Origin of the sequence: Bacillus glycinifermentans, from assembly GCF_001042475.2 — a bacterium.
Classification (GTDB): domain Bacteria; phylum Bacillota; class Bacilli; order Bacillales; family Bacillaceae; genus Bacillus; species Bacillus glycinifermentans.
The window spans coordinates 119,171-138,620 of sequence record NZ_LECW02000012.1; the positions used below are offsets into that span (position 1 = coordinate 119,171).

Here is a 19,450-nt window from a genome sequence, read left to right on the forward strand (position 1 = left end):
AAAAGTTCCTATATCCTTTATATCGGTTATACGTACTACTGCGCAAGGGGTTTCCGGATTTTTTAAAACGAAGGCAAAAGGCGGCATGCCGCCGCCCTCCCTCGTACTCAACCTCATTCACCTCGCATATAGTTTGTAATCGTTATTTTCTTGCCTTGTTCGGCGCTGACTGCGCTCTCTGTCATACGGCCAAGTTCTTCGCTATCAACCACGAATACAGATTCGATAACAATCGGCTGCTGTTGTTTCGGATCTACTCCGTTTCCGGACTCAACCGCGTATTTAACCGTTCCGAGAGTTCCGCCGGCAAGCGCCATGCTCGGATTAACTGCGTAAGATTGCGGATTGATCAGCGCAGCATTTGCCATTTCGTTTGCAGCCGCTTTGACAACGCCGATATTCCGTTGGATACCTAACGCAAGCCCCATCGGAAGGAATTTACCGATTTCATCACGGAATAGACGTGACGGCGAGTGAATTCCGAAGAAGGATTTAAAGGAGCCCGTAACGCTGTCTACGAATCCGCCGATTTGGGTATTAAGCCACCCTTTCATCGAATCTATACCTTCCCATAAACCGTTGACTATATCAGCGCCTACATCAAAAATTTGGCCGCTGTTATCTATAATTGCGCCGGCAATTTCACCGACAATTTCCATACCCACTGAAAATAATTCCGGCAGCATTTGCATGATCCCATCAACTACCGCCATGAGGATCTGCATCCCGGCATCCAGTATTTCAGGAAGATGTTCTATCAAGGCCTGCGCAATAGCAAAGATGAGCTCTATCGCTGCCTCAATTAATTGCGGTAGGTTTTGGAGAATCCCGTCAATAAGAGCAAGCAATAACTGAATTCCGGCATCGATGATTTTCGGTAGATTTTCGATTAACGCTTGCGCTACAGTAACGACTAGATAAATCGCCATTTCGATGAGCTGCGGAAGAATTTGAATGATGCCGTCAATCAAACTAGTTAAAATTTGAATCCCTGCGTTAATGATCGTTGGTAAATTTTCAAGGATCGCGTTTGCAAGTGCGAGAATTAACTGTAACGCCGCTTCGATCAGTTGTGGAAGAACCTGGATAATCCCAGAAATTAACGCATTTAAAATTTGTATTCCGGCCTGGATAATCATCGGCATAAGCGTTACGATCGTATTAATCAGCGTCGTCAGCATTGTTGTCGCCGCCTGGATGATTTGCGGCAGCGCCTCGACTATTCCTTCGATTAGCGAAGTCAAGATCAAAATGCCGGCACCGATCAACGCGGGTAATAAAGTGACGATCGTCTGGACAAGCGAATCGATAAGCTGCGTTACGGCCGCTAGAATACTAGGTAGTGATTGAGTAAATCCGTCTAGCAAACCTTGGATAATCTGAATACCCGCTTGTAGGAGAATAGGGAGATTCTTTACGATCATGTTGACGAAAGAATCAACGGCTTTAGTCGCTGTTTCGAGAATGGCCGGCATATTCTGCTCGATGCCCTTCGCGATGGCCGGTAGGTATTTCGATCCTGCGACCATCAATCCCGGAATACCGCCGATAATGATTCCGATGATATTCGGAATGAATTCCGCTAATCCTGAAAAATCCCCGTTAAATGCGTCGGTGATCGTCTTCTTCAGATCCTCGAATGCACCTCGGATGATTGCGACTCCTTTGACGACAACATTCGCAACAGAAGGCGGCAGGAGGTTGTGCAGCGCGATCGATCCTTGCGTAAAGTCTCCGGTCAACGTTTCCGCTAGTCCTTTGAATAGGGCGGTCAGGTTTTTTACTACCGGAGTTACCTTCTGCCCTAGTTTGTTTCCTAAATCCTGAAGTTTTTCGCGGATCATGTCGCTATTCTTATTGACGTAGGCGAATGCTGCCGCTAATGCGATAACGGCGCCTATTCCCAGCGTGAACTGAAACATCGTTAACAAGAGTGCTTTTCGAGTTGTGTTGAGTACGGTGGCGAGTACACCGAGACTGGACGAGAAAGAAGCGACTGCCGTTACTGACGCTGCGGAAATCGCTATAAAGGCTACTAATCCGGTAACAACGGCCGCAGTCACAGCGATGAATTTCTTCGTACCATCACTCAGTTTATTGAAGCGCTCAGTTAAATCAGCGATCTTGTCAGCCGCAGCCGAAACGTAAGGCGCAAGCTGATCCCCTATTGTTGTTGCGAAAGATTCGAACGCACCGCTCAAATGCTCAAGAGAACCGCCGATTCCTTCTTTCATTTGTTTCGCGGTTTTCGCTGCTGCACCGCTGGAGTTTTCTAGCTCTTTCGTAAACTCGCCCAACGCGTCAGGCCCCTTCGAAACAACCGCCATCATTCCGGTAACTGCTTCAGTACCGAATATGCTTGCGAGAGCCGCTGATTTCTGAGCGTCTGTCATGCCCGCCATACCTTTTTGTAGCTGGCCGATAATGTCTTTTAATGACCGGAAATTACCCTTTTGATCGACTGTCGTTACACCAAGATCCTCCAATGTATTAGCCGCCCGCTTTGGCGGATCAACCAGCCGCAGTAAAGCAGATCGTAGCGTCGTTCCCGCCTGCTCGCCTGCGAGTCCTGCGTCAACCATGATACCGGTTGCGGCGGAAAGTTCCTCTAATGATATACCGAGCTGCGCCGCCGGTCCCGCTGCGTATTTGAAAGCGTATTGTAGTGATGTCATGCCCGCTGCTGACTTGTTCGCAGTCATCGCCAGAACGTCCGCAATTCTTCCGGATTCGGTCGCTTTCAGATTAAAAGCATTTAAGGCTGATGTAATCGTGTCACTCGTCAAAGCAAGATCCTCGCCGCTGGCTTCTGCGGCGGCTATAATGCCAGGCATGGCTCCAATGATCTTATTGGCATCGAAGCCTTTTGCAGCAAGTTCCGTCATAGCTTCCGCGACCTGGGACGATGTCTGCGTAGTCGAAGCGCCTAGTTCTAACGCTGAAGCCCGCATCTCCTGTAACTCACTACTGGTAGCCCCAGCGATCGCTCCAGCTTTTCGCATAGCCGTATCAAATTCGGCTGATTTCGCGACGGTTGCGGAAAGGCCGGCAGCCATTCCGGTAGCCGCGGCCCCAAAACCTAGCGCCATTGATCGCGAAAAACCTGATATTTCTTGTCCAAAAGAAGATATCCGCGATTGTGCCTCAGACAAAGAGCGAGTCAGATCCGTAATTGTGGCGCCTATTCGGACATTAATAGAATGGTCCGCCATTATTCACCAAACCTTCTCTCGAACTCGCTGTAAATGCGTGCGGCCTCTGCCTCTAACCGTTGTGCCTCTGCGTTTTCTCTGCGGTAAAGATGGTCGAAGGCTTCGCCAACTGTTTCGAGATACGCGATCAACAAATTAACCGGTTCCTGATCGTTTTCTTTAAAAGTCATTCGTTTAAGTTTGCGAGCGTGCCGATTTGCCAGATTTCTTGCGCGTTTCATTTCGTTAAGGAAAGCCTGGCCATATCCCAATTTCTCCAATTTCGGTTTAATTTCTTGTTCGAATTTCTCTGTTACTTTCAGTGCAATCAAATTCGCCTGACGAAGATTATTCATTTACCCGATTCCCCCTTCTAAATAAAAAAAGCACCCTGGTTAGAGGTGCTTCGTGCATTATTCGATTCTCCCGCGTTCCCATGCTCGTTTTACTTCATCCTCAAAAATTCCATATTTGTTTGGCCCGTTATCTCGATAAGTATAGATCGGATGATGGACTGATAGGCCCGGTTCATTTTGCTGCGCAATGTGGTCGGGTACATCTATCTCCTGTACAAGGTCATAATATTTTTTCTGACCGTCGGTAATTAAAAGGTCATAGTACGACTTGGCCGCCTCAAGATATTCTTGCTTCGCCTTTGCAATACGTTTCAGCACCTTTTCCTCATTAGCGTCTCTGTTTGCTCGAATTTCATCTCGGGCCATCTCTAAAATTTCAAGTTTAAGGCTGCTTGTTTTACCACTATTCAATCCGAAAACGACATTTTCGCGCTCCTTAGCCCCGTTTAACTCTAGCTGTAACTCGGCAACCCTCCGACGTGCTTCTCTTTCTTTCGTCCTGTTCGCATCAGAAGGATTGTCCGCCAGTTCCGCAATAGCTGCCTTTAGCTCGGTCTCAGCTTCCGTCAATTCATCCGCCACTTTTGCATTATGCCCGCGAATTTTCTCCGAGCTGCTTGCCGCCTTTTCTTCTAGCGCCTTCAATTCCGTTATTTTTTCCTGTAGCTGCTTAGAAAATTTCACCTAACCGTCTCCTTATCGAATGATTTTTTGAGAATTAAAAAAGAGATCGCGAAATATCTGCCATCTCCCTTTGACCGTCTTATTTTGTTCGAGTGAATCTAACGCATTGTCCAATGTTGATACTTCCTGCCATGTCGCGTCATCGCCGCTGAAATCCGCAGAGGCCAGCTCGTGAGATGCGAACCGTTTCAGCATCCTGTTTGTCGTCTGACATAATGTCGGGTGTATCGGCTCATCGATTCCCATCGTTTCAAAGACAATCGGCTGTAACAAAGGATGGTCGACGATTACCTTTAGCGATATTACACCCTCGTTCTTAGCCACCGATCTCAGCGCCCTTTGAAGCGCGATATGTCCGCAGTAAGACATGTCGTTACGTCGTTTCCCTAATGCGAGAAATGTGCCGGCTGTCTTCTCGCCTTCGAAGTTGTGAAGCGTATAGGAAAAGACCGTCTCACGGCCGTCGCTGACCTGTGTTAAATAAAGCGTGTAGTTCATTCGGCTTCCCTACTTTCTAACGCCTGGATACGTGTGTCGATTCGCATCAATTCCGCCGCCTCACGACCTGATCCGGCGTATCCCCTGTAATTCGCTTTCTTTTCCTCGTACAAACTTCGGAGTTCCTGCGCGGTCATCCCTTCGTATGGATCTGAAGGTCGGCCGGCCTCGTAATCGCCGTTTGAAATTTGTGAAGCCAGGTCTATGACGGCTCGCTTGGCTTCCCGGTACTCGGATTCGGTAATTGTACGAGAAGGTTTTAGTGTCCCTTCGTATTTGATCACCGTTTGTTTTGCATCAATTAGCTGCCGTTCCAGCTCTGCCCTTTTTTCTTTCCATTCACTCATTCGAAATCCCCCTCATTTCTGATCGCTCTTTCTTCTTTCAATAGTTCGGCCTCATATTCGTCAACCGGCGTTTTTACCGGCCCCTCTATTACAAACGCGTCCTTTGCCCCGTAATGATAGGCCGAATCTGTCGCCGAATTAAACAGCTCTCGGCGAAATTCGAGATCGGTCAACCCGTCGTCGTGGCTTACGGTCGAAAACACGATCAGGGAGTCGTCACGGTCCGTCACCTTATATGTGCCTTTTTCTAGGTCAAGTTTGATAAAAGCGACACCACCGGGCAATAGGTCCGTAAAGCCGCCGCTTTTTGGCTCGCGAATATATGTCGTTTCTGCGGTGCCGTAATCTCCGTAATGATCGAACATTTTTAAGACGCAGAACATGCCGGTTCCCCCTTTTCGCAAACGATCGTTGCTTCTTCTTCGTAAGCTCGACATTCTAGCACCGCCCGCGAGACGTTTAGGTCACGGGTGCGGCCGGATGATCGGCGGATGATTTCCCCGGTTTCTGCTTTAACTGTGATCGCCTCTGACGGTTTTACATAGATAAATACGTCATACAAGCAAATACCCCCTAGAAGTAGGTGTAATGAACAGATATTCGTTGAAAATGAAACGAAACAAGCCCTCGAAATCTAGTCTTAATAGGAATAGTCACATCGGAATAAATACCGCTTAAATCCTTCGATTTCGTTAAAAACTTGATACGCGAACATCGAACATTCTCTCGGCTGCTCGGCGCTGTTCAATCGGGATTTTAAACTGGATGCCTACGAGCCTATCGTTTTTAAAATAGTCGGCTACGATGCCCCAATCCTTTTTATATCGCTTCACACGCCGAATCAATTCCTTGTCTTCCGTGTAACCGAATAGCCACCCCTTGCCGGCCTTCCAAAGTTCATTATTCGTCATCATAAAACCTCCAAATAAAAAGACATCCTCCGCCCTGGTAACGAGCATCATCGGATGTCTTGTTAAAGTTATTTATTTGAACAGTACCTTTATGGAGTCTAACTCTTTTGCTGGACCACCAAAAACAACGTTAGGATTAACAATCACAATCTTTTTTCTTCTGTCGTTAGGATCGGGCGGCAACCAAAAAACCGGCTTACCGTTCAGCTTAACACTCTCTAAGGTCTGTCTTAATTTATTGGAATCTTTATAATCAAGTAAGGCGGCTAGTTTATCTAAGTGCATTTTGTTAAGTCGTTCCGTGTCCGTCTCATCTGGATTAAAACATACAATATTTGTTTTCAGATTCAAAAACGGAAGTACCATATAGACAATAGATAACTTTTTTGCCGCCCGGCCGCTATAATTTTCGTATAGCTCTCGGATTGTCTTTCGGTACATCTTTATTCGGGAAGTTTCCGCAGACTTTCCTCGGACTTTTCCGCGATGGAATAGAAAAGGAGTCAACTCGATAACCCCTTCATTGTTTTCTTTGAGAATCTCGGCCGCCGTCATCCTCTTATAAAAATCTCGAAAATTATTAGCGCTCAAACCGAGAATCTTTTGGAGGCCGGACTTATCGATCTTACGACCGTTGTCATGAGAAAGTTGCTGACTTTCAAAACCGACAAATGTAGCGATGAACATCAGGCGTGCAAGGTCCGGCTCTTTGACAGTTGTATAATCGTCCAGGAACGATTTGCATGTTTTATAAAAAGCCCACGTAAAGCCGCCATTCTCAGCGTCATGCCCTCCCGCATTTCTTGTAATTCTATAGCCCTCATTCGAGCGTCCTGATGTTTTAGGGGCCACCTCAAAGTAATCCGAGACGTCGTTCCCTTCTCTGTCGTAAATTCTCCCATCTTCGAGCTTTCCGTTCTCTTTCAAGTCAAAAAAACGTTTTTTTGACCTCGGTGTTAGTCCTTTCCATGCTCTTTGTTCATCCAGCAGACTTCCCATCTACGAACATCCCCCTTAATAGTTGAATGGTTTCCATCTTTTGATCGTCTAACGAAAACGCTTCACTCATTTTTTTAATAGTCCTATCAGTGACACTTCTTTCTTCCCTCTCGATCATAGTAATCAATTGGCGCGAACAGCCCAAGCGGTCAGCAAATTCGTTTTGCGTCATCCCATAAGCGAGACGAATCATCCGTATAGTATTTGGAGTCATTTTCATCTTCCCTTCTATTTGTTTTCATTTGGACACATATTCGGCAAATAAAAAATGCACCCCACCCAAATTGAGTGGTGCAGAATCCTTCTCATAATACATAGATAACTGCACAGGAAAAAGCGGAAGCCCCTATGTTACAGGTCCTCACAATACATAGATAACTAAGGTGTTAAAAGTCACTATACTTCGTTAAGTTTCTGTATTTTATTGTTTTCATAACGTATAGACAGCTGAGTGGAGAAAAGTTGACACAATGCTCAATCCTTCTATAACGTAAGACAGCATATGAGCATGTTTTGTAACCTTCTACTACGTAAGACAGCATTCGAAGGCAAAAGCGGAAGTCCCAACACCCTTCTATTACGCATAGATAACTACGGATATAAAAGTTGATGTATTTTATATGGTTATACGTCATATTCCCTCTCTCAATACGTATAGACAACTGCACAGGAAAAAGCGGAAGCCCCTATGTTACAGGTCCTCACAATACATAGATAACTACGGACATTTTTTACATGGTCTAAGTAAATTTTCTTTTCATAATGTATAGCCAACTAAGAGCAGATTTTACAACAAAATAAATACCCTGCTTTTTCAGTGCTTTTTTGGCTATTTACCCTGCTTTTTCGGTGCGCATCAAATCACTCATAACCCTTAGAGCACCAACGGACGCAGCCATTTTTGTTTGATCTAGGATATGTATATCAGTCATATTACTTATCGAAAACAAAACGCAACAAGAGGATACAGATAGGGACTCAAAACCTAGCGCCCTCATTCGCTAACGCTCATTCGGACGCGCCATTATTTTTAAAAGATATTAATCGCGATAGAAAATAAATGAATATCTGCGGACAACGGAGCCACGGTTTAAGTGGCGAAGTTGGACGCTAGGTCTTACTTCTCAGCGTCATACCATCGATGAGACTCCCCGGAACTACATGCGTAGTCCCAGATTGCCCCTCTATAATATAGTCGTTGCCGTTTCGTCCTTTAATCCGGCCAACTATCGCCATTGATGAAAGCCAGGTCAGTCCGTTAGATTGCGTTCCCCAATAACACACTTTTTCACCTACTCTAAACATCGGCAATTACCCCCTCATTATTAACTACGAATACACTTTCAGATTGGCACATACCGGTTTAGATGTACGGTACAAGTGCGCGTTCTATCTCGGTTCTTTCCTTCCTCAGTTCGGACCGTTCAATGTGCAGCCGTTTGTTTTCGGTGCAGAGTTGCGCCAATTTCCTGCTTAATTCCGCCTGTTCATGGTCCGCCGCGTCTATCAAGGCAAGCCGCACCTTAGCGATCTCATAACTGTTTGCATGGAAATCCACCTCAACCTCGCACCATTTGCGATGAACTGCGTCTCTTTCCGCAATTAAGGCGTTACGTGTCGTCTCTTTCAACGATTGCAGGACGTCATCAGACAAAGCGTGCGGCCACCGGAGCGCGTAATCTGCCGGGAAAACGTCTAAAATCGTGCCATTTTCCGCAATGACCAGGCGTACATGTTCGCGAGGATTATCATAAACGGACTGGCTGCCGCTTGTAGAGTCGAGTGTCCAGACGAACGAAGCGCCTTGAGCATACTTCGGTAATACGTTTTGTGCCTGCGCTTTTGAAAGGCCGAGGCGGACCGTTGCTTTTTTAACTGCCGCTTTAGAGACTTGAAATTGTTTCATAGAGAACCCTCCCTTTATAGTGAAAAACCAATCCGAATGAAATCCGTAAAAGACATATTTGCGAGTTTAGGAAAGTCGATCTGGTTAAGGTACGCGCCACCCTTCGACGTCCCTAACATGAAAAACCGCGGGTGATCGTCCTCGTACAAATGGTAGCCGTCGTCCTTCTTCTCTAACCGATCAGTCTCGTAAAAGGTAAGCTCGTTGTCATCCGAGTACATTCCAATAATATCGGTCCCAATTAACCAGGCGTCAAAGATTTCATGTATTTCTTGTTTTGTGTCGAATGTTAGGCCGTGATAGTGCAGCTTTACTGCCTGCGGTTGAAATTTACCCCTCATGCCGGCCGCACCTCCTTACCGAACAGCTCTCGCGCTGCCGTAACGCCGATCTCGGCACAGCCTGCAAATGCTCGCCGAGATACTTGGGGTAAGAGTGCAAAAAATTCCTCCGGGTTTAAATTGACGAATTGATCGTCTGAGCCTGAAATGTACACATTGAACCATCCCACAACGGTTCGAACATAACGAATTTGCATTTGTATTCCCCCTTGAAATTTTGTTACGCTTTTGAGTACCACTATAGTTAGGATTATATGGTACGCTATTACGTAAAGTCAAGAAAAAATTCACTTGGAGGATGAAAATGAAAAAAGTCAGTGTGAATATCGGATATATCTTGGAAAAAGAAAACCTCTCACTTAGAAGCCTTGCTGACAAATGCGGAATCAGGCACGCAGCACTTAGTGAACTGATTAATGGGAAAAGGCAAAATATTAATTTTGGGCATATTGAGCGAATTGCTAACACTTTTAACATTGAAGATATCAATGAAATTATAAGTTTAGTTGAGGCAGAAGAAGAGAATGATGTTTAAAGAGGAAAAACAAGAGTGGATTCTTTTTAAAGAAAGAAAGTAAAATGTCCGAGTATTCAAAGTTAATTTTAACTATGAGGTTCATGCATCGATTGTCGGAAAAGGTACATACATAGCTAGCGGCCTTGAAAAGTGGTCAACTATTGCGGAAGCTATTGCATTCATTATGAATAAATAAAGACGCCTTAGTTGGCGTCTATTTTTAGTATTCGCAATCTTTGTCTCTGCACTCTTTTTTCATAACTGCATCAACACTATGGCTCATTATCTTATTATTTGTCGGGTCGTATATACCATCAAATTTGTTGGTTTTGTCCTGATTATAATACCCAAACACTTGCACACCGCCCATTGGATCTATTTCATATCTATCCTCGAACTGAACACTGTCTATCCCTTCATAATTTGCCTTCAAGAATTTTTCCATATGTATTTTCGCAGTTTTAAACTCTTCAATTTCTTCATTATGTTGTGCGTTGTTCTTCACAATAAAACCTCCGACTGCTATAATTACTAAAGCTAGAATAATAAGGTATTTTTTCAAAACAATTCATCCTTTCAAGACCATTTTACACTAAATTTGCGAGGTTTTGTATGAGTGAAAACATAAAAATTCCAAATTTGTCGGATAGCACATATTATTCATTAAGCAGAAATGCGTATAAGTATGATCAACTTAAAGAAAAATTAAAAAGTAACACGCCAATTGTAACAGAAAACAAGATTGGTTGGTACGTTGAGCGCGTTCAAAACGATGAGGATACCGGACTTGATTCCGTTGTTCTGTTACAAGCCGAAAAGAAAAACGGCAAGTGGGTCAAATCAGATAACCCGAAAAACGTCGTCGTAGCTTTTGCGGGAACAGATTTAGGAAAAGATCCGTTAGGTGACGGAGAACAAGCAGACGTCAATAACATTGTTTTAGGAAACAATCCGAAAGAGAAAACATACTACGTCGTTAAAAAAGACGTGAAAGATACTTCCAAGACGCTAGGGAGATATACTGGATCGATGGAACAAACCGCAATGCTTGAATCCGGAGACTATAAACTGATTACCAAAACGTCTCAAATCGACCAGGCTGATAAACTTGTACGAGAAGTCAAACAAAAGTATAAAGGAACGTCGACGATTGTTTCAACGACCGGACACTCGCTTGGTGGCGCAGAGGCAGAATACAGCGCGGTCAACAATGATATTTACGCTGTTTCATTTAACAGCCCATCGATTGTAAAACTGCATTCAGAAGAAAAGCAAAAGGAAATCAACAACGGTAAATATGATCTGTATATAAAATCGTTTGTTAATCCGGAAGACATGGTCGGTGCCGGTTGGTGGGATGAATTCGAACGCCACAATGGAACAACGATCTACACGAAAGATCCTTCTGTAGCACGAGCCAATCGAGAGGAGAGAATGGATGGGAACTGGGTTCAGCAAGTTGGCAAAAATGCTGGATACTTTATCAAAACTTTTCTCTTGCATAATCCTGATACACACTGGGTCGGCAACGATAACTTCGCCTTCGATGAAAACGGTAATATTAAGAATATAGACGGCAATAAGCTCGTCTATGACAAAAACTTAAAAGCGATGCTTCCGGCTGAAGTCGTTTCCGGAAGCGGAGCGATTAAAGTCACCCCCGAAGCCGCTAAACAGCTTGCGGAAAAAGTAAATGCGATCATTAACGATCTGCGGACGATGAAACGAGAGGCGGAGAACGCCTATCAGGAACATGATGCCGCGATAAACGATCTGAAATACGATACCTATCGCCAAGTCGGCCACGGCTTATACGATCAGCTTACGCTCGATGATGTAAACAATACGCTGAATGATTTGGCGCAGTCGTTCGATAAAAAAGGGAATCCGCTGTTTTACGATGTCGATGCCGAAGCGGCCTATATCTCATCATTACAAGACACGATTTCAGATTTAGAAGAAATCAGCGGCTATCTTGCGCAAATCGCAAAAGATTTTAAATCAAAAGACAAAATGCTGGCAAGATGGCTAAAGCTTTAGGAGTGTAATAAATGGATACGTTAGATAAACTGATCAAAAAACAAAACGACCCAATGGAAAAGCGCAGGCAGCTTGCTTTACTAAAAACGGGTATGAGAGGCGTGGCCGGAACCAAGCTTGAATCTGTTCGAAATACCCTCAGACCGAAATTTAAGGTAGACAACATTCAAAAGGAAATGAACACCGTCTATTCCTCGCTTCTCTACAGCTTCCAAGGAAAAGCGCAGCAGGCGCTCGCACAGCGCATCAGCCAAAGCGCCCAGCAGCTTATCGCGACAGAAAAGGACGGAGAGAGCTTTGTGAACGGATTTAAGACGAGATAGAGGCGCCAAAATAGGCGTCTTTCTTTTTGCACAACAACATGGATCTCCGTGACGATTTAGACGCTTAGAAACGCTGATTTAACGGGCTTTTCAAATGCAGAATCGAAGGGAAAGCTATATTCATATTCGAACGTTGATTTTGACGTCCTAAACCGTCATGACCCTCCGAATTTTATCCCGTTACATCAAAAGCCAAAGTGATTTTTTGAAACGCGGATCTAAAAACCGCCTGGAGCGCCGGCTCAGTTTTTGAGATCCCGCCCCCTCTTTTTATCCTCCGACTTTAAAATTTTGCAAGAAATGATCGGAAGTCCGGAGCCGCTTTTCTCCTTCTACACACCCCGTCCACTATTACGATATTTACTCCGATTTCTGTATATCGATGTATCTTATATTCGTTTCTAGTTTACATAATTCCCACTATAGGAAGTAGACATATCCTATAAACCGCGTAATTACTGCGTTTGTGAACTTCGTAATTTTCTCGACTATGCACGATTTTATACATCGCAATACTGGTGCGGGTTCTAGCCGTTTCACAATCGCTTTAGTCCGGTAAATTATTGCATATATTTAACTGGGTGAAGTATTGGCGCAAAGACTACCGAACTTTACATGCGTAACATTTCGAGACATAATAAATCGTAATTATTCCGCTTTTCTTCTATTATATTGTCCGCGGCCCTTTCGATGTTACAACGCGGTCAAAACGTCAAGAATCGTAAAGTGTTTGAGGGGTCGCACGCGGTGAGGTTTCAGCTTGTGATTATGGGCAAATCGGTCATCACATTTTGTTATGAGCTTTCGTAAAATAAAAATCGTACGCACTGATGCGTTTGGTCTTCGCAAATTGCGATGAGCAAATCTATTCCGTCACCCAATTCCGCCAGTACTGGATCTCACAGGCCTAGCCGACCTGATCTCCGTATAAAAAGGATTTAATCGTCGCACGGTGCGACAATCAAACACACTTTTGACTCAAGGAACGTTTCGAACTCCGCCAATAGCCCAACGTTTTTCACACGATTTTCACGGGCTTTTACCGTCCATGCGGCTTGCCGGAAGCGAGAGATAGGCTCTCGGGAACAAACCAGTATAATGGTATGTTTGATAAGTGGCTTCAGCACATAGGCATGAGTAAGGAACAAGCCAATCGATTAATACAACGCTATGAATTGATTGTCGCAAATTGCGACGAACAGATCTTACTCGAAGACCTCCCCGTCTCACTAACGTATGAAATCGCACGCCCATCCGCAGAGTCAACCGAACCGAAACGACGTCCTGTCCTTCTGTTTACCGGTTAGGAACGCGTCAACTCATCAAAACGCGTTTCATATAACCGGTCTAACATCCGGTCCAGCACACCGTTATAATAGCCGGCAAGATTCCGAATGTGCTTGCGCTTTGTCGCAACGAACGTATAACGTACAGCTTCCCGGCCGATTTCTTCTAGCGTCTCGGAATCATAGGCGCCCTTTAAATACGACGTATGTGCGAGGTAGATGCCGTATAGTTTGTTTGTCAGCTTCCGATCGCTTACAAACGATTCGGCCGCAGCTTTGAACGCACTATACGTATTACGTAGTAATTTATTTACGCTTTTAGGAATAACAGTTTCGCTTGCGCTTTTCGGCACGGCGGCCGTTGTCTCCGTTGGCTTGTCCGATGTTGAACGGGGTTGCATTTGCGGAGTAGCATCGTCGTTGTCAGCCGGTAAAATCACGTACATATTGGCGCCGTTGCCGCCGGAAACCGGCCTGAATTTCGTTTCCTTGCGAATGATGCCGCAAGCTACTAGTCGCTTAATTGCCCGGATGACTGTGGTGCGGTGTCGGCCGATCAGGTCCGCGATCGATTGCAGCTTCAAATACGCGACGCCCGGCGTTTTGCAGGCATGGCGCGACAACACCTTGAGAACCTCGATAGCGGCAGGCGTTAGGGCTGATTTATTGCGGTAGATATGCGTGCGGATGGCGTCGTTAAGCTCGTCCACAGAACAGAATGACGCCATTTTAGCGGATTCTTTCGTATACATTCGGTTTTCTCCCCTTGGAGACGTACCGACCTATCGGAAAATTAGGCACACTCAAATAAGCGTTGACTTGAACGCTTTTTTCCGATATGATAGACGTAGGGTTAGGACGTTCTATCTATCGGATTTATTTCCGACGGATGGTCGTCTTTTTTTTTTGTTTTAGGTTCTTTTCTTTTTTATCGATGTCAACGGCGAAAAATCGTCGTGACTTCTTCGCATTTCCTTGGTATCCATCTGTATATAACGGCGCATTGTTCTTATATCGGCCCATCCCCCGATTTTCTGTAAGGTGAATGGATCACAGCCATTTAAAATCATTGTTTTGGCCCATGTATGACGGTATACGTGCGCAGTAACCTTCTTATCTTTAACTCCTGCTTTTTCTGCATAGTACTTTAAACGTTTATTAAAGTGATTCGCGCCTAGAGGTTCACCGTAACTCGACAAGAAAATGCGGTCCGTCGTAAAGTGTAATTTATTTTCGCTAATAAGTTGCAACAACAGTTTTACGCAATGTGCGGATATAGGCACTAGGCGGTGTTTTCTGTTTTTGCTTACGTCGGCATTAACTGTAATGAACCGGCTTCTGAAGTCGATATCCCTTTCGCGAAGACTCAACAATTCCTCGATGCGAAGTCCGGAGTCTAATAGGCAGCTCATAGCGCAATAATCACGGAATCCTACATAATCCCTTAAATTCGGTTGCCGTAATATCGCCTTGATCTCGTCGTCCGTAAAACAGTTCTTAAGGTCTATGTCCTGCCGAATCAATTTAACGCGTTCGGTCGGATTTACCTCGATCAACTCTTCGCGATCCAGGTAATTAAACAACGCTTTTATAGTTCGCAAATTAATATTAATCGTCGTGTCGGCTAGTCCTAAGCGATTATCGTCCGATTTTATAAATTTGTGTCCATGATAACGCGGCTTATCGTATTTCATGTAATTTATATAGTTCCGTAATATTTCCGTCGTTATCTCGTCAATGTATGTAATTTCATAGTTGTCGTTTAGCCAATCGGTAAAATACCGCCATGTCTTTCTGTAATCAATAAGTGTCCTGTCGCGCAACCCTTCCGTTCTTTTCCCGGCTAATGCGATCTCTAGGGCTTCGTTAAGTAGCAAACGGGGATACCCCTTTTCAGATCCCGAAACCCTTGTCGCCCTTTTGCGCTTCTTTTTTAACGCCACAATAAAAACGCCTCCCCTAACGAATGTATTAAGATACATCGCTAAGAAAGGCGTTATTAACAACCACAACGACCTAAAATTAGGGTCGTTTTTATTTCGAACAATGACGGTTAATCGCGGATTTTCCGGCGCAATTAACAATCCTATGTGTCAGTTTCCGATTTAGATGATCGAAACATATCATCGGTAAACCGACGTCTTGTAAACGTTGGTTTATCCAGTTTTAAACGTCAGCACTCTTCCGGCTTCCCGGCGTTCGCCGCCGTCCGGAATGAAGAGCCGCAGCCGCACGATGCGATGGCGTTCGGGTTGTCGATCGTAAAGCCCCCGCCCATCATGGATTGTTTGAAGTCAATGACCGTTCCGTTCATGATATCGAGGCTTTCCTGCTCGATCAGCACGGTGATCCCATGCTGAACGAATTCATTGTCATCGTCGTTTTTTTCGTGTTCAAATCCCATTCCGTATGAAAGACCGCTGCATCCGCCGCCTTTCACGCCGATTCTCAAAAAAGCATTTTCCTCTTCATGCTCTTTCATCATATCTTTTATATGAAGGGCAGCCGCTTCCGTAATTGTAATCGTTTTTTCGCTCATGAATTAGCACCTCCTCCGGATGTCATGTGCACCTCTATTATAAAGGGCCATCATTTATTTCTCAAACAGGCTGTTTTCAAACGTAAAATACGCCTTCACACACCGTTTCCGCCGGGCCCGTCATCATGACGCGGCCGTCGTGCTTCCAATTGATGACGAGGTCGCCTCCGGCAAGGTGGACGGTAATGTCCGTTTCCCTTTTGGCAAATCCGTTTAATATTGAAGCGACCGCCGCCGCACAGGCCCCTGTTCCGCAGGCCTGGGTGATCCCTGAGCCCCGTTCCCATACACGGAAGTGCAGCTCGTTTTCATTCTCCACTTCGACAAATTCAACATTGACGCCTTCCGGAAACCTTTCGTCTTTTTCGATCACGGGTCCCATCGTATTAAGCGGTGCCTCCTCGATATCGTTCAAATAAAAGACGATATGCGGATTCCCCATCGAAACAGCGGTTCCTCTCATTTCCCGGCCGCCGAATTCCATCGGTTCGTTGATCGTGTCAGAATCGCCGTCTCCGAGCATCGGCAGATCGGATTTGCGGAGGCGCGGCTCACCCATATCGACCGTAGCCGAAACGACTTTTCCGTCTTTTACCTCGACTTCGGCTGTCACAAGACCTGACAGAGTTTCAATGAAAAACGTCTTCTCTTTTACAAGTTTATGTTCATAAGCATATTTTGCGACACAGCGCAATCCGTTTCCGCAATTTTTGCCTTCAGACCCGTCGCTGTTGAAAATCCGCATTTTAACGGGCGCTTTGTCAGAAGGGCAGATCAAAATCATCCCGTCCGAACCGATGCCCGTGTAAACCGAGGATACTTTGACGGCAAGCTCCGGCAGCATCTCCTCAGGAAGTTTTTCTTCAAATTGGTTAACATATATATAACTGTTTCCTAAACCGTGCATTTTGGTGAAGCGAAAAAAATACATAGCGGCCTCCAACATTTTTTTATTTCTTTTAGTATAAAAGCTGAAAGGATCGGACACAATATGATTATCCCCCGTTTTTCATACATAAAAGCTCTCTGCTTCCATGAGCAGGGAGCTTTTATCATGCCGGCAACATGAGAAAACGGGATCGCCTTTTGATCCCGCTTAGATAATTTCATTTTCTTCGATGAATTTATATATGTTTTCGACCAGTTCGGCCGGATTATCCCCTGAGACCATTTCCCCGTTTACAAGGGCGAATAATGTCTGCATGCATTGACCGCAATAACTTAGACAGCCGTACTCGATAACATCTAAATTCGGGTCTTTCTCCAATATTTCTTTTGCCTTTTGAGAGCCTTGGGCAAGATTGCTGACGCAAAATTCAACAATTGGAAACACTATCATTCACCTCACATCGCATTTTTATCGTACCCTAATCCTCTCCGGTTAGTCAAAACATTGAGCTGATGAATAAAGCTTTTGTAACATATCAATTCCATAAAAAAGTTTTACTAATTCTGTTCTCATGGTGTATTCGTAGGTTATTTTCCGAGAAATATTGTGATTTTGCATCAAATTAGATATAATTCTAGAGGGTATTTACGTAGTTTTTTATTTTTGCAATGTAAAAAGATAACTTACTTGAATCTGAGGGGAAAAGGGGAATTAGCATGAGAAACTTAGTCTTGCTTGGCGGCGGTTACGGCAATATGCGCGTCATGCACCGCCTGTTGCCAAATCAGCTGCCTGATGATGTGATGATCACCTTAATTGACAAAAACCCTTACCATTGTTTAAAAACGGAGTATTATGCGCTTGCTGCAGGAACGATTTCTGATCATCATATCAGAGTGTCCTTCCCGGATCACCCTAAATTGAAGATTGAATACGGCGATATTTCCGCTGTCGATTTGAAGCAAAAAAAAGTGCTGTTTCATGACAGAGAGCCGATTTCCTACGACGATGCAGTGATCGGCCTCGGCTGTGAGGATAAATATCACAATGTTCCCGGAGCGGCTGAATATACGTACAGCATTCAAACGATCGACCAATCCCGCAGCACGTACCAGGCGCTCAACAATTTATGCGCTGAAGCGACCGTTGCTATCGTCGGGGCAGGTCTTAGCGGCGTGGAACTTGCAAGCGAATTGAGAGAAAGCCGGGAGGACTTGAACATCATCCTCTTTGACCGAGGGGAATTTATTTTGTCCAGCTTCCCTACCCGGCTCAGCAAATATGTTCAAAGCTGGTTCGAAGAGCACGGCGTCAACATTATTAACCGCGCCAACATTACAAAGGTGGAGGAAGGCTTCGTTTACAACCACGATGATCCGATTCGCGCCGATGTAATTGTCTGGACCGCCGGCATCCAGCCGAATCAGATCGTCCGCGACCTTGACGTGGAACAGGATGCACAGGGCCGCGTCGTCCTGACGCCGCACCACAATTTACCGGGAGATGAGCACGTCTATGTCGTCGGCGATTGCGCAAGCCTTCCGCACGCCCCAAGCGCACAGCTTGCCGAGGCACAAGCGGAGCAAATCGTCCAGGTTCTCGAATGGCGCTGGAAAGGGGAAGCTCTTCCTGAAACAATGCCGAAATTCAAGCTGAAAGGCGTCCTCGGCTCGCTCGGGAAAAAAGCCGGCTTCGGATTGGTAGCTGAACGCCCGCTGATCGGAAGGGTTCCGCGCTTGTTGAAATCCGGGCTGCTGTGGATGTATAAGCATCATAACGGTTAAGGTTTCGCGAATTTTTAATTCAGGCAAAAAAAGCTCATCTGTCATGATGAGCTTTTCTCATTTTGCAGGCCGTTCAGCGGCTCTTTCCCTTCAATCATTCTAAAGTTTATATCCTGCCTCAGCACCGATCAGCGCTAAACACGGCTCGCATATTCAGTTTTTTTATATCAATCCATTCAAATAAATCTTCTCTCACAATCCCTTTAAAAAGCGCATCATGTGCCTGAAGGCGGTTTGTGCAGACTGCCGATTGTATCTCATCGAATACGGGTCGGCAAATCCGTGCAAGCCCGCTAATTTGTGCGTCTCTATCCCTTTTTCTTTTAACGCCGCTCGCAATTCATCGACGCGAAATGACCGCTCTTCTTCTGGAAAAAACAGCATCACCGGACATGCAGGCGCCATGTCCATGTAATCTCTAATACGGGAGCCGTAGTATCCGACGATTCCGCTGACATGGTCTTCTTCACTGCACAGCCAGGCTGCCGTCGCCCCCACGCTGAAACCGATGATAATCACTTTTTGATACCTGTTTTTCAATTGACTGATGATCGTTTTTATTTCTTGAGAGGCGTCAAAAAAACCGACATTCTCCGTGAAATGCTTGTATGCGGCCTCCTCGTCGGCATAATCGAATGTCTTTTCCTGATTGTATACACTCGGGCAAAACACGTCAAAGCCATAATCAGAAAGCGCTCGCCCAAAATCCACTATATGCCTGTTCAAGCCGTATATTTCGTGCAGTACGATGATGGCTGAATCGGAATTTTTCCGGAAATGTATCATATGTAAAAGCCTCCCGTTACCTCAAAAAAAGGCGCCGTGAAGGCGCCACAAAT

At 45.2% G+C, this 19,450-nt stretch carries 24 protein-coding genes; 4 read left to right on the forward strand and 20 right to left on the reverse strand.

Annotated features, from left to right (window positions below):
* Window positions 1-113 precede the first annotated feature (113 nt).
* The 13 genes from AB447_RS08640 to AB447_RS08705 all read right to left on the reverse strand — a co-directional run bounded on the left by AB447_RS08640 (window position 114) and on the right by AB447_RS08705 (window position 9,430).
* Window positions 114-3,212 carry a phage tail tape measure protein gene (locus AB447_RS08640; RefSeq protein ID WP_048353162.1) on the reverse strand — a complete coding sequence of 1,033 codons (3,099 nt, stop codon included), beginning with the start codon at window positions 3,210-3,212 and terminating at the stop codon, window positions 114-116.
* Window positions 3,212-3,547 carry a hypothetical protein gene (locus AB447_RS08645; protein ID WP_048353163.1) on the reverse strand — a complete coding sequence of 112 codons (336 nt, stop codon included), beginning with the start codon at window positions 3,545-3,547 and terminating at the stop codon, window positions 3,212-3,214. The genes AB447_RS08640 and AB447_RS08645 overlap by 1 nt, the downstream gene beginning before the upstream one ends.
* A 57-nt stretch (window positions 3,548-3,604) precedes the next feature.
* Window positions 3,605-4,231, reverse strand: coding sequence for a hypothetical protein (locus tag AB447_RS08650; RefSeq protein ID WP_048353164.1), 627 nt, complete (start codon window positions 4,229-4,231; stop codon window positions 3,605-3,607).
* 12 nt (window positions 4,232-4,243) lie between these two features.
* On the reverse strand, window positions 4,244-4,729 hold the full coding sequence (locus AB447_RS08655; RefSeq protein ID WP_048353165.1) for a hypothetical protein: 486 nt from the start codon (window positions 4,727-4,729) through the stop codon (window positions 4,244-4,246).
* The gene (locus AB447_RS08660; protein ID WP_048353166.1) at window positions 4,726-5,076 is read right to left on the reverse strand and encodes a hypothetical protein; all 351 of its coding nucleotides are present in this window, start codon (window positions 5,074-5,076) and stop codon (window positions 4,726-4,728) included. Before AB447_RS08660 ends, AB447_RS08655 begins: the two co-directional genes overlap by 4 nt.
* Window positions 5,073-5,459, reverse strand: a complete 387-nt coding sequence (locus AB447_RS08665) for a hypothetical protein (protein ID WP_048353167.1) — start codon at window positions 5,457-5,459, stop codon at window positions 5,073-5,075. The genes AB447_RS08660 and AB447_RS08665 overlap by 4 nt, the downstream gene beginning before the upstream one ends.
* Window positions 5,444-5,638 carry a hypothetical protein gene (locus tag AB447_RS08670; protein WP_048353168.1) on the reverse strand — a complete coding sequence of 65 codons (195 nt, stop codon included), beginning with the start codon at window positions 5,636-5,638 and terminating at the stop codon, window positions 5,444-5,446. Before AB447_RS08670 ends, AB447_RS08665 begins: the two co-directional genes overlap by 16 nt.
* A 130-nt stretch (window positions 5,639-5,768) precedes the next feature.
* Window positions 5,769-5,987, reverse strand: a complete 219-nt coding sequence (locus AB447_RS08675; protein WP_048353169.1) for a hypothetical protein — start codon at window positions 5,985-5,987, stop codon at window positions 5,769-5,771.
* A 72-nt stretch (window positions 5,988-6,059) separates the two neighbouring features.
* The gene (locus AB447_RS08680; protein ID WP_057957523.1) at window positions 6,060-6,986 is read right to left on the reverse strand and encodes a hypothetical protein; all 927 of its coding nucleotides are present in this window, start codon (window positions 6,984-6,986) and stop codon (window positions 6,060-6,062) included.
* Window positions 6,967-7,206, reverse strand: a complete 240-nt coding sequence (locus AB447_RS08685; protein WP_241494761.1) for a helix-turn-helix transcriptional regulator — start codon at window positions 7,204-7,206, stop codon at window positions 6,967-6,969. The genes AB447_RS08680 and AB447_RS08685 overlap by 20 nt, the downstream gene beginning before the upstream one ends.
* A 1,143-nt stretch (window positions 7,207-8,349) precedes the next feature.
* The gene (locus AB447_RS08695) at window positions 8,350-8,892 is read right to left on the reverse strand and encodes a hypothetical protein (RefSeq protein ID WP_048353172.1); all 543 of its coding nucleotides are present in this window, start codon (window positions 8,890-8,892) and stop codon (window positions 8,350-8,352) included.
* Between the two features lie 14 nt (window positions 8,893-8,906).
* Complete coding sequence (locus AB447_RS08700) at window positions 8,907-9,233, reverse strand: hypothetical protein (RefSeq protein ID WP_048353173.1); 327 nt, start codon at window positions 9,231-9,233, stop codon at window positions 8,907-8,909.
* Window positions 9,230-9,430: a hypothetical protein gene (locus AB447_RS08705; RefSeq protein ID WP_048353174.1), complete on the reverse strand. Its 201-nt coding sequence runs from the start codon at window positions 9,428-9,430 to the stop codon at window positions 9,230-9,232. Before AB447_RS08705 ends, AB447_RS08700 begins: the two co-directional genes overlap by 4 nt.
* 107 nt (window positions 9,431-9,537) lie before the next feature.
* Here AB447_RS08705 and AB447_RS08710 point away from each other — a divergent pair, with 107 nt between their 5' ends.
* On the forward strand, window positions 9,538-9,768 hold the full coding sequence (locus tag AB447_RS08710; protein WP_048353175.1) for a helix-turn-helix domain-containing protein: 231 nt from the start codon (window positions 9,538-9,540) through the stop codon (window positions 9,766-9,768).
* Window positions 9,769-9,970: 202 nt separating this feature from the next.
* Here the strand turns inward: AB447_RS08710 and AB447_RS08715 are convergent, their stop codons facing one another.
* Window positions 9,971-10,312 carry a DUF1433 domain-containing protein gene (locus AB447_RS08715; protein ID WP_048353176.1) on the reverse strand — a complete coding sequence of 114 codons (342 nt, stop codon included), beginning with the start codon at window positions 10,310-10,312 and terminating at the stop codon, window positions 9,971-9,973.
* Window positions 10,313-10,362: 50 nt separating this feature from the next.
* Here AB447_RS08715 and AB447_RS08720 point away from each other — a divergent pair, with 50 nt between their 5' ends.
* Both AB447_RS08720 and AB447_RS08725 read left to right on the forward strand, forming a co-directional pair.
* Entirely contained in the window at window positions 10,363-11,790 is a 1,428-nt protein-coding gene (locus tag AB447_RS08720) for a lipase (protein ID WP_057957524.1), read from the forward strand.
* 11 nt (window positions 11,791-11,801) lie between these two features.
* On the forward strand, window positions 11,802-12,113 hold the full coding sequence (locus AB447_RS08725) for a hypothetical protein (protein ID WP_048353177.1): 312 nt from the start codon (window positions 11,802-11,804) through the stop codon (window positions 12,111-12,113).
* Window positions 12,114-13,416: 1,303 nt separating this feature from the next.
* Here the strand turns inward: AB447_RS08725 and AB447_RS08730 are convergent.
* From AB447_RS08730 to AB447_RS08750, 5 genes are all read right to left on the reverse strand, one after another.
* Window positions 13,417-14,151, reverse strand: a complete 735-nt coding sequence (locus tag AB447_RS08730) for a helix-turn-helix domain-containing protein (protein WP_048353178.1) — start codon at window positions 14,149-14,151, stop codon at window positions 13,417-13,419.
* Window positions 14,152-14,310: 159 nt separating this feature from the next.
* Window positions 14,311-15,342 (reverse strand): tyrosine-type recombinase/integrase, encoded by a 1,032-nt coding sequence (locus tag AB447_RS08735; protein ID WP_048353179.1) that lies wholly within the window; start codon window positions 15,340-15,342, stop codon window positions 14,311-14,313.
* 230 nt (window positions 15,343-15,572) lie between these two features.
* On the reverse strand, window positions 15,573-15,938 hold the full coding sequence (locus AB447_RS08740) for a HesB/IscA family protein (RefSeq protein WP_048406980.1): 366 nt from the start codon (window positions 15,936-15,938) through the stop codon (window positions 15,573-15,575).
* A gap of 76 nt (window positions 15,939-16,014) precedes the next feature.
* Entirely contained in the window at window positions 16,015-16,869 is an 855-nt protein-coding gene (dapF, locus tag AB447_RS08745) for a diaminopimelate epimerase (RefSeq protein WP_048353316.1), read from the reverse strand.
* A gap of 165 nt (window positions 16,870-17,034) precedes the next feature.
* A complete protein-coding gene (locus AB447_RS08750; RefSeq protein WP_048353180.1) occupies window positions 17,035-17,271 on the reverse strand; it encodes a YuzB family protein in 237 nt (78 codons plus the stop codon).
* Between the two features lie 272 nt (window positions 17,272-17,543).
* Here AB447_RS08750 and AB447_RS08755 point away from each other — a divergent pair, with 272 nt between their 5' ends.
* Complete coding sequence (locus AB447_RS08755) at window positions 17,544-18,611, forward strand: NAD(P)/FAD-dependent oxidoreductase (RefSeq protein ID WP_048353181.1); 1,068 nt, start codon at window positions 17,544-17,546, stop codon at window positions 18,609-18,611.
* Window positions 18,612-18,803: 192 nt separating this feature from the next.
* Here the strand turns inward: AB447_RS08755 and AB447_RS08760 are convergent, their stop codons facing one another.
* Window positions 18,804-19,397, reverse strand: a complete 594-nt coding sequence (locus tag AB447_RS08760) for a dienelactone hydrolase family protein (protein ID WP_057957525.1) — start codon at window positions 19,395-19,397, stop codon at window positions 18,804-18,806.
* Window positions 19,398-19,450 lie beyond the last annotated feature (53 nt).

What these genes read in the sequence shown, in the direction of transcription:
- AB447_RS08740 (WP_048406980.1), bottom strand. Translation starts at nt 15,938, where the DNA reads ATGAGCGAAAAAACGATTACAATTACGGAAGCGGCTGCCCTTCATATA.
- AB447_RS08725 (WP_048353177.1), top strand. Translation starts at nt 11,802, where the DNA reads ATGGATACGTTAGATAAACTGATCAAAAAACAAAACGACCCAATGGAA.
- AB447_RS08680 (WP_057957523.1), bottom strand. Translation starts at nt 6,986, where the DNA reads ATGGGAAGTCTGCTGGATGAACAAAGAGCATGGAAAGGACTAACACCG.
- AB447_RS08760 (WP_057957525.1), bottom strand. Translation starts at nt 19,397, where the DNA reads ATGATACATTTCCGGAAAAATTCCGATTCAGCCATCATCGTACTGCAC.
- AB447_RS08705 (WP_048353174.1), bottom strand. Translation starts at nt 9,430, where the DNA reads ATGCAAATTCGTTATGTTCGAACCGTTGTGGGATGGTTCAATGTGTAC.
- AB447_RS08685 (WP_241494761.1), bottom strand. Translation starts at nt 7,206, where the DNA reads ATGAAAATGACTCCAAATACTATACGGATGATTCGTCTCGCTTATGGG.
- AB447_RS08710 (WP_048353175.1), top strand. Translation starts at nt 9,538, where the DNA reads ATGAAAAAAGTCAGTGTGAATATCGGATATATCTTGGAAAAAGAAAAC.
- AB447_RS08660 (WP_048353166.1), bottom strand. Translation starts at nt 5,076, where the DNA reads ATGAGTGAATGGAAAGAAAAAAGGGCAGAGCTGGAACGGCAGCTAATT.
- AB447_RS08730 (WP_048353178.1), bottom strand. Translation starts at nt 14,151, where the DNA reads ATGTATACGAAAGAATCCGCTAAAATGGCGTCATTCTGTTCTGTGGAC.
- AB447_RS08700 (WP_048353173.1), bottom strand. Translation starts at nt 9,233, where the DNA reads ATGAGGGGTAAATTTCAACCGCAGGCAGTAAAGCTGCACTATCACGGC.
- AB447_RS08675 (WP_048353169.1), bottom strand. Translation starts at nt 5,987, where the DNA reads ATGACGAATAATGAACTTTGGAAGGCCGGCAAGGGGTGGCTATTCGGT.
- AB447_RS08695 (WP_048353172.1), bottom strand. Translation starts at nt 8,892, where the DNA reads ATGAAACAATTTCAAGTCTCTAAAGCGGCAGTTAAAAAAGCAACGGTC.
- AB447_RS08720 (WP_057957524.1), top strand. Translation starts at nt 10,363, where the DNA reads ATGAGTGAAAACATAAAAATTCCAAATTTGTCGGATAGCACATATTAT.
- AB447_RS08640 (WP_048353162.1), bottom strand. Translation starts at nt 3,212, where the DNA reads ATGGCGGACCATTCTATTAATGTCCGAATAGGCGCCACAATTACGGAT.
- AB447_RS08655 (WP_048353165.1), bottom strand. Translation starts at nt 4,729, where the DNA reads ATGAACTACACGCTTTATTTAACACAGGTCAGCGACGGCCGTGAGACG.
- AB447_RS08645 (WP_048353163.1), bottom strand. Translation starts at nt 3,547, where the DNA reads ATGAATAATCTTCGTCAGGCGAATTTGATTGCACTGAAAGTAACAGAG.
- dapF (WP_048353316.1), bottom strand. Translation starts at nt 16,869, where the DNA reads ATGTATTTTTTTCGCTTCACCAAAATGCACGGTTTAGGAAACAGTTAT.
- AB447_RS08755 (WP_048353181.1), top strand. Translation starts at nt 17,544, where the DNA reads ATGAGAAACTTAGTCTTGCTTGGCGGCGGTTACGGCAATATGCGCGTC.
- AB447_RS08665 (WP_048353167.1), bottom strand. Translation starts at nt 5,459, where the DNA reads ATGTTCTGCGTCTTAAAAATGTTCGATCATTACGGAGATTACGGCACC.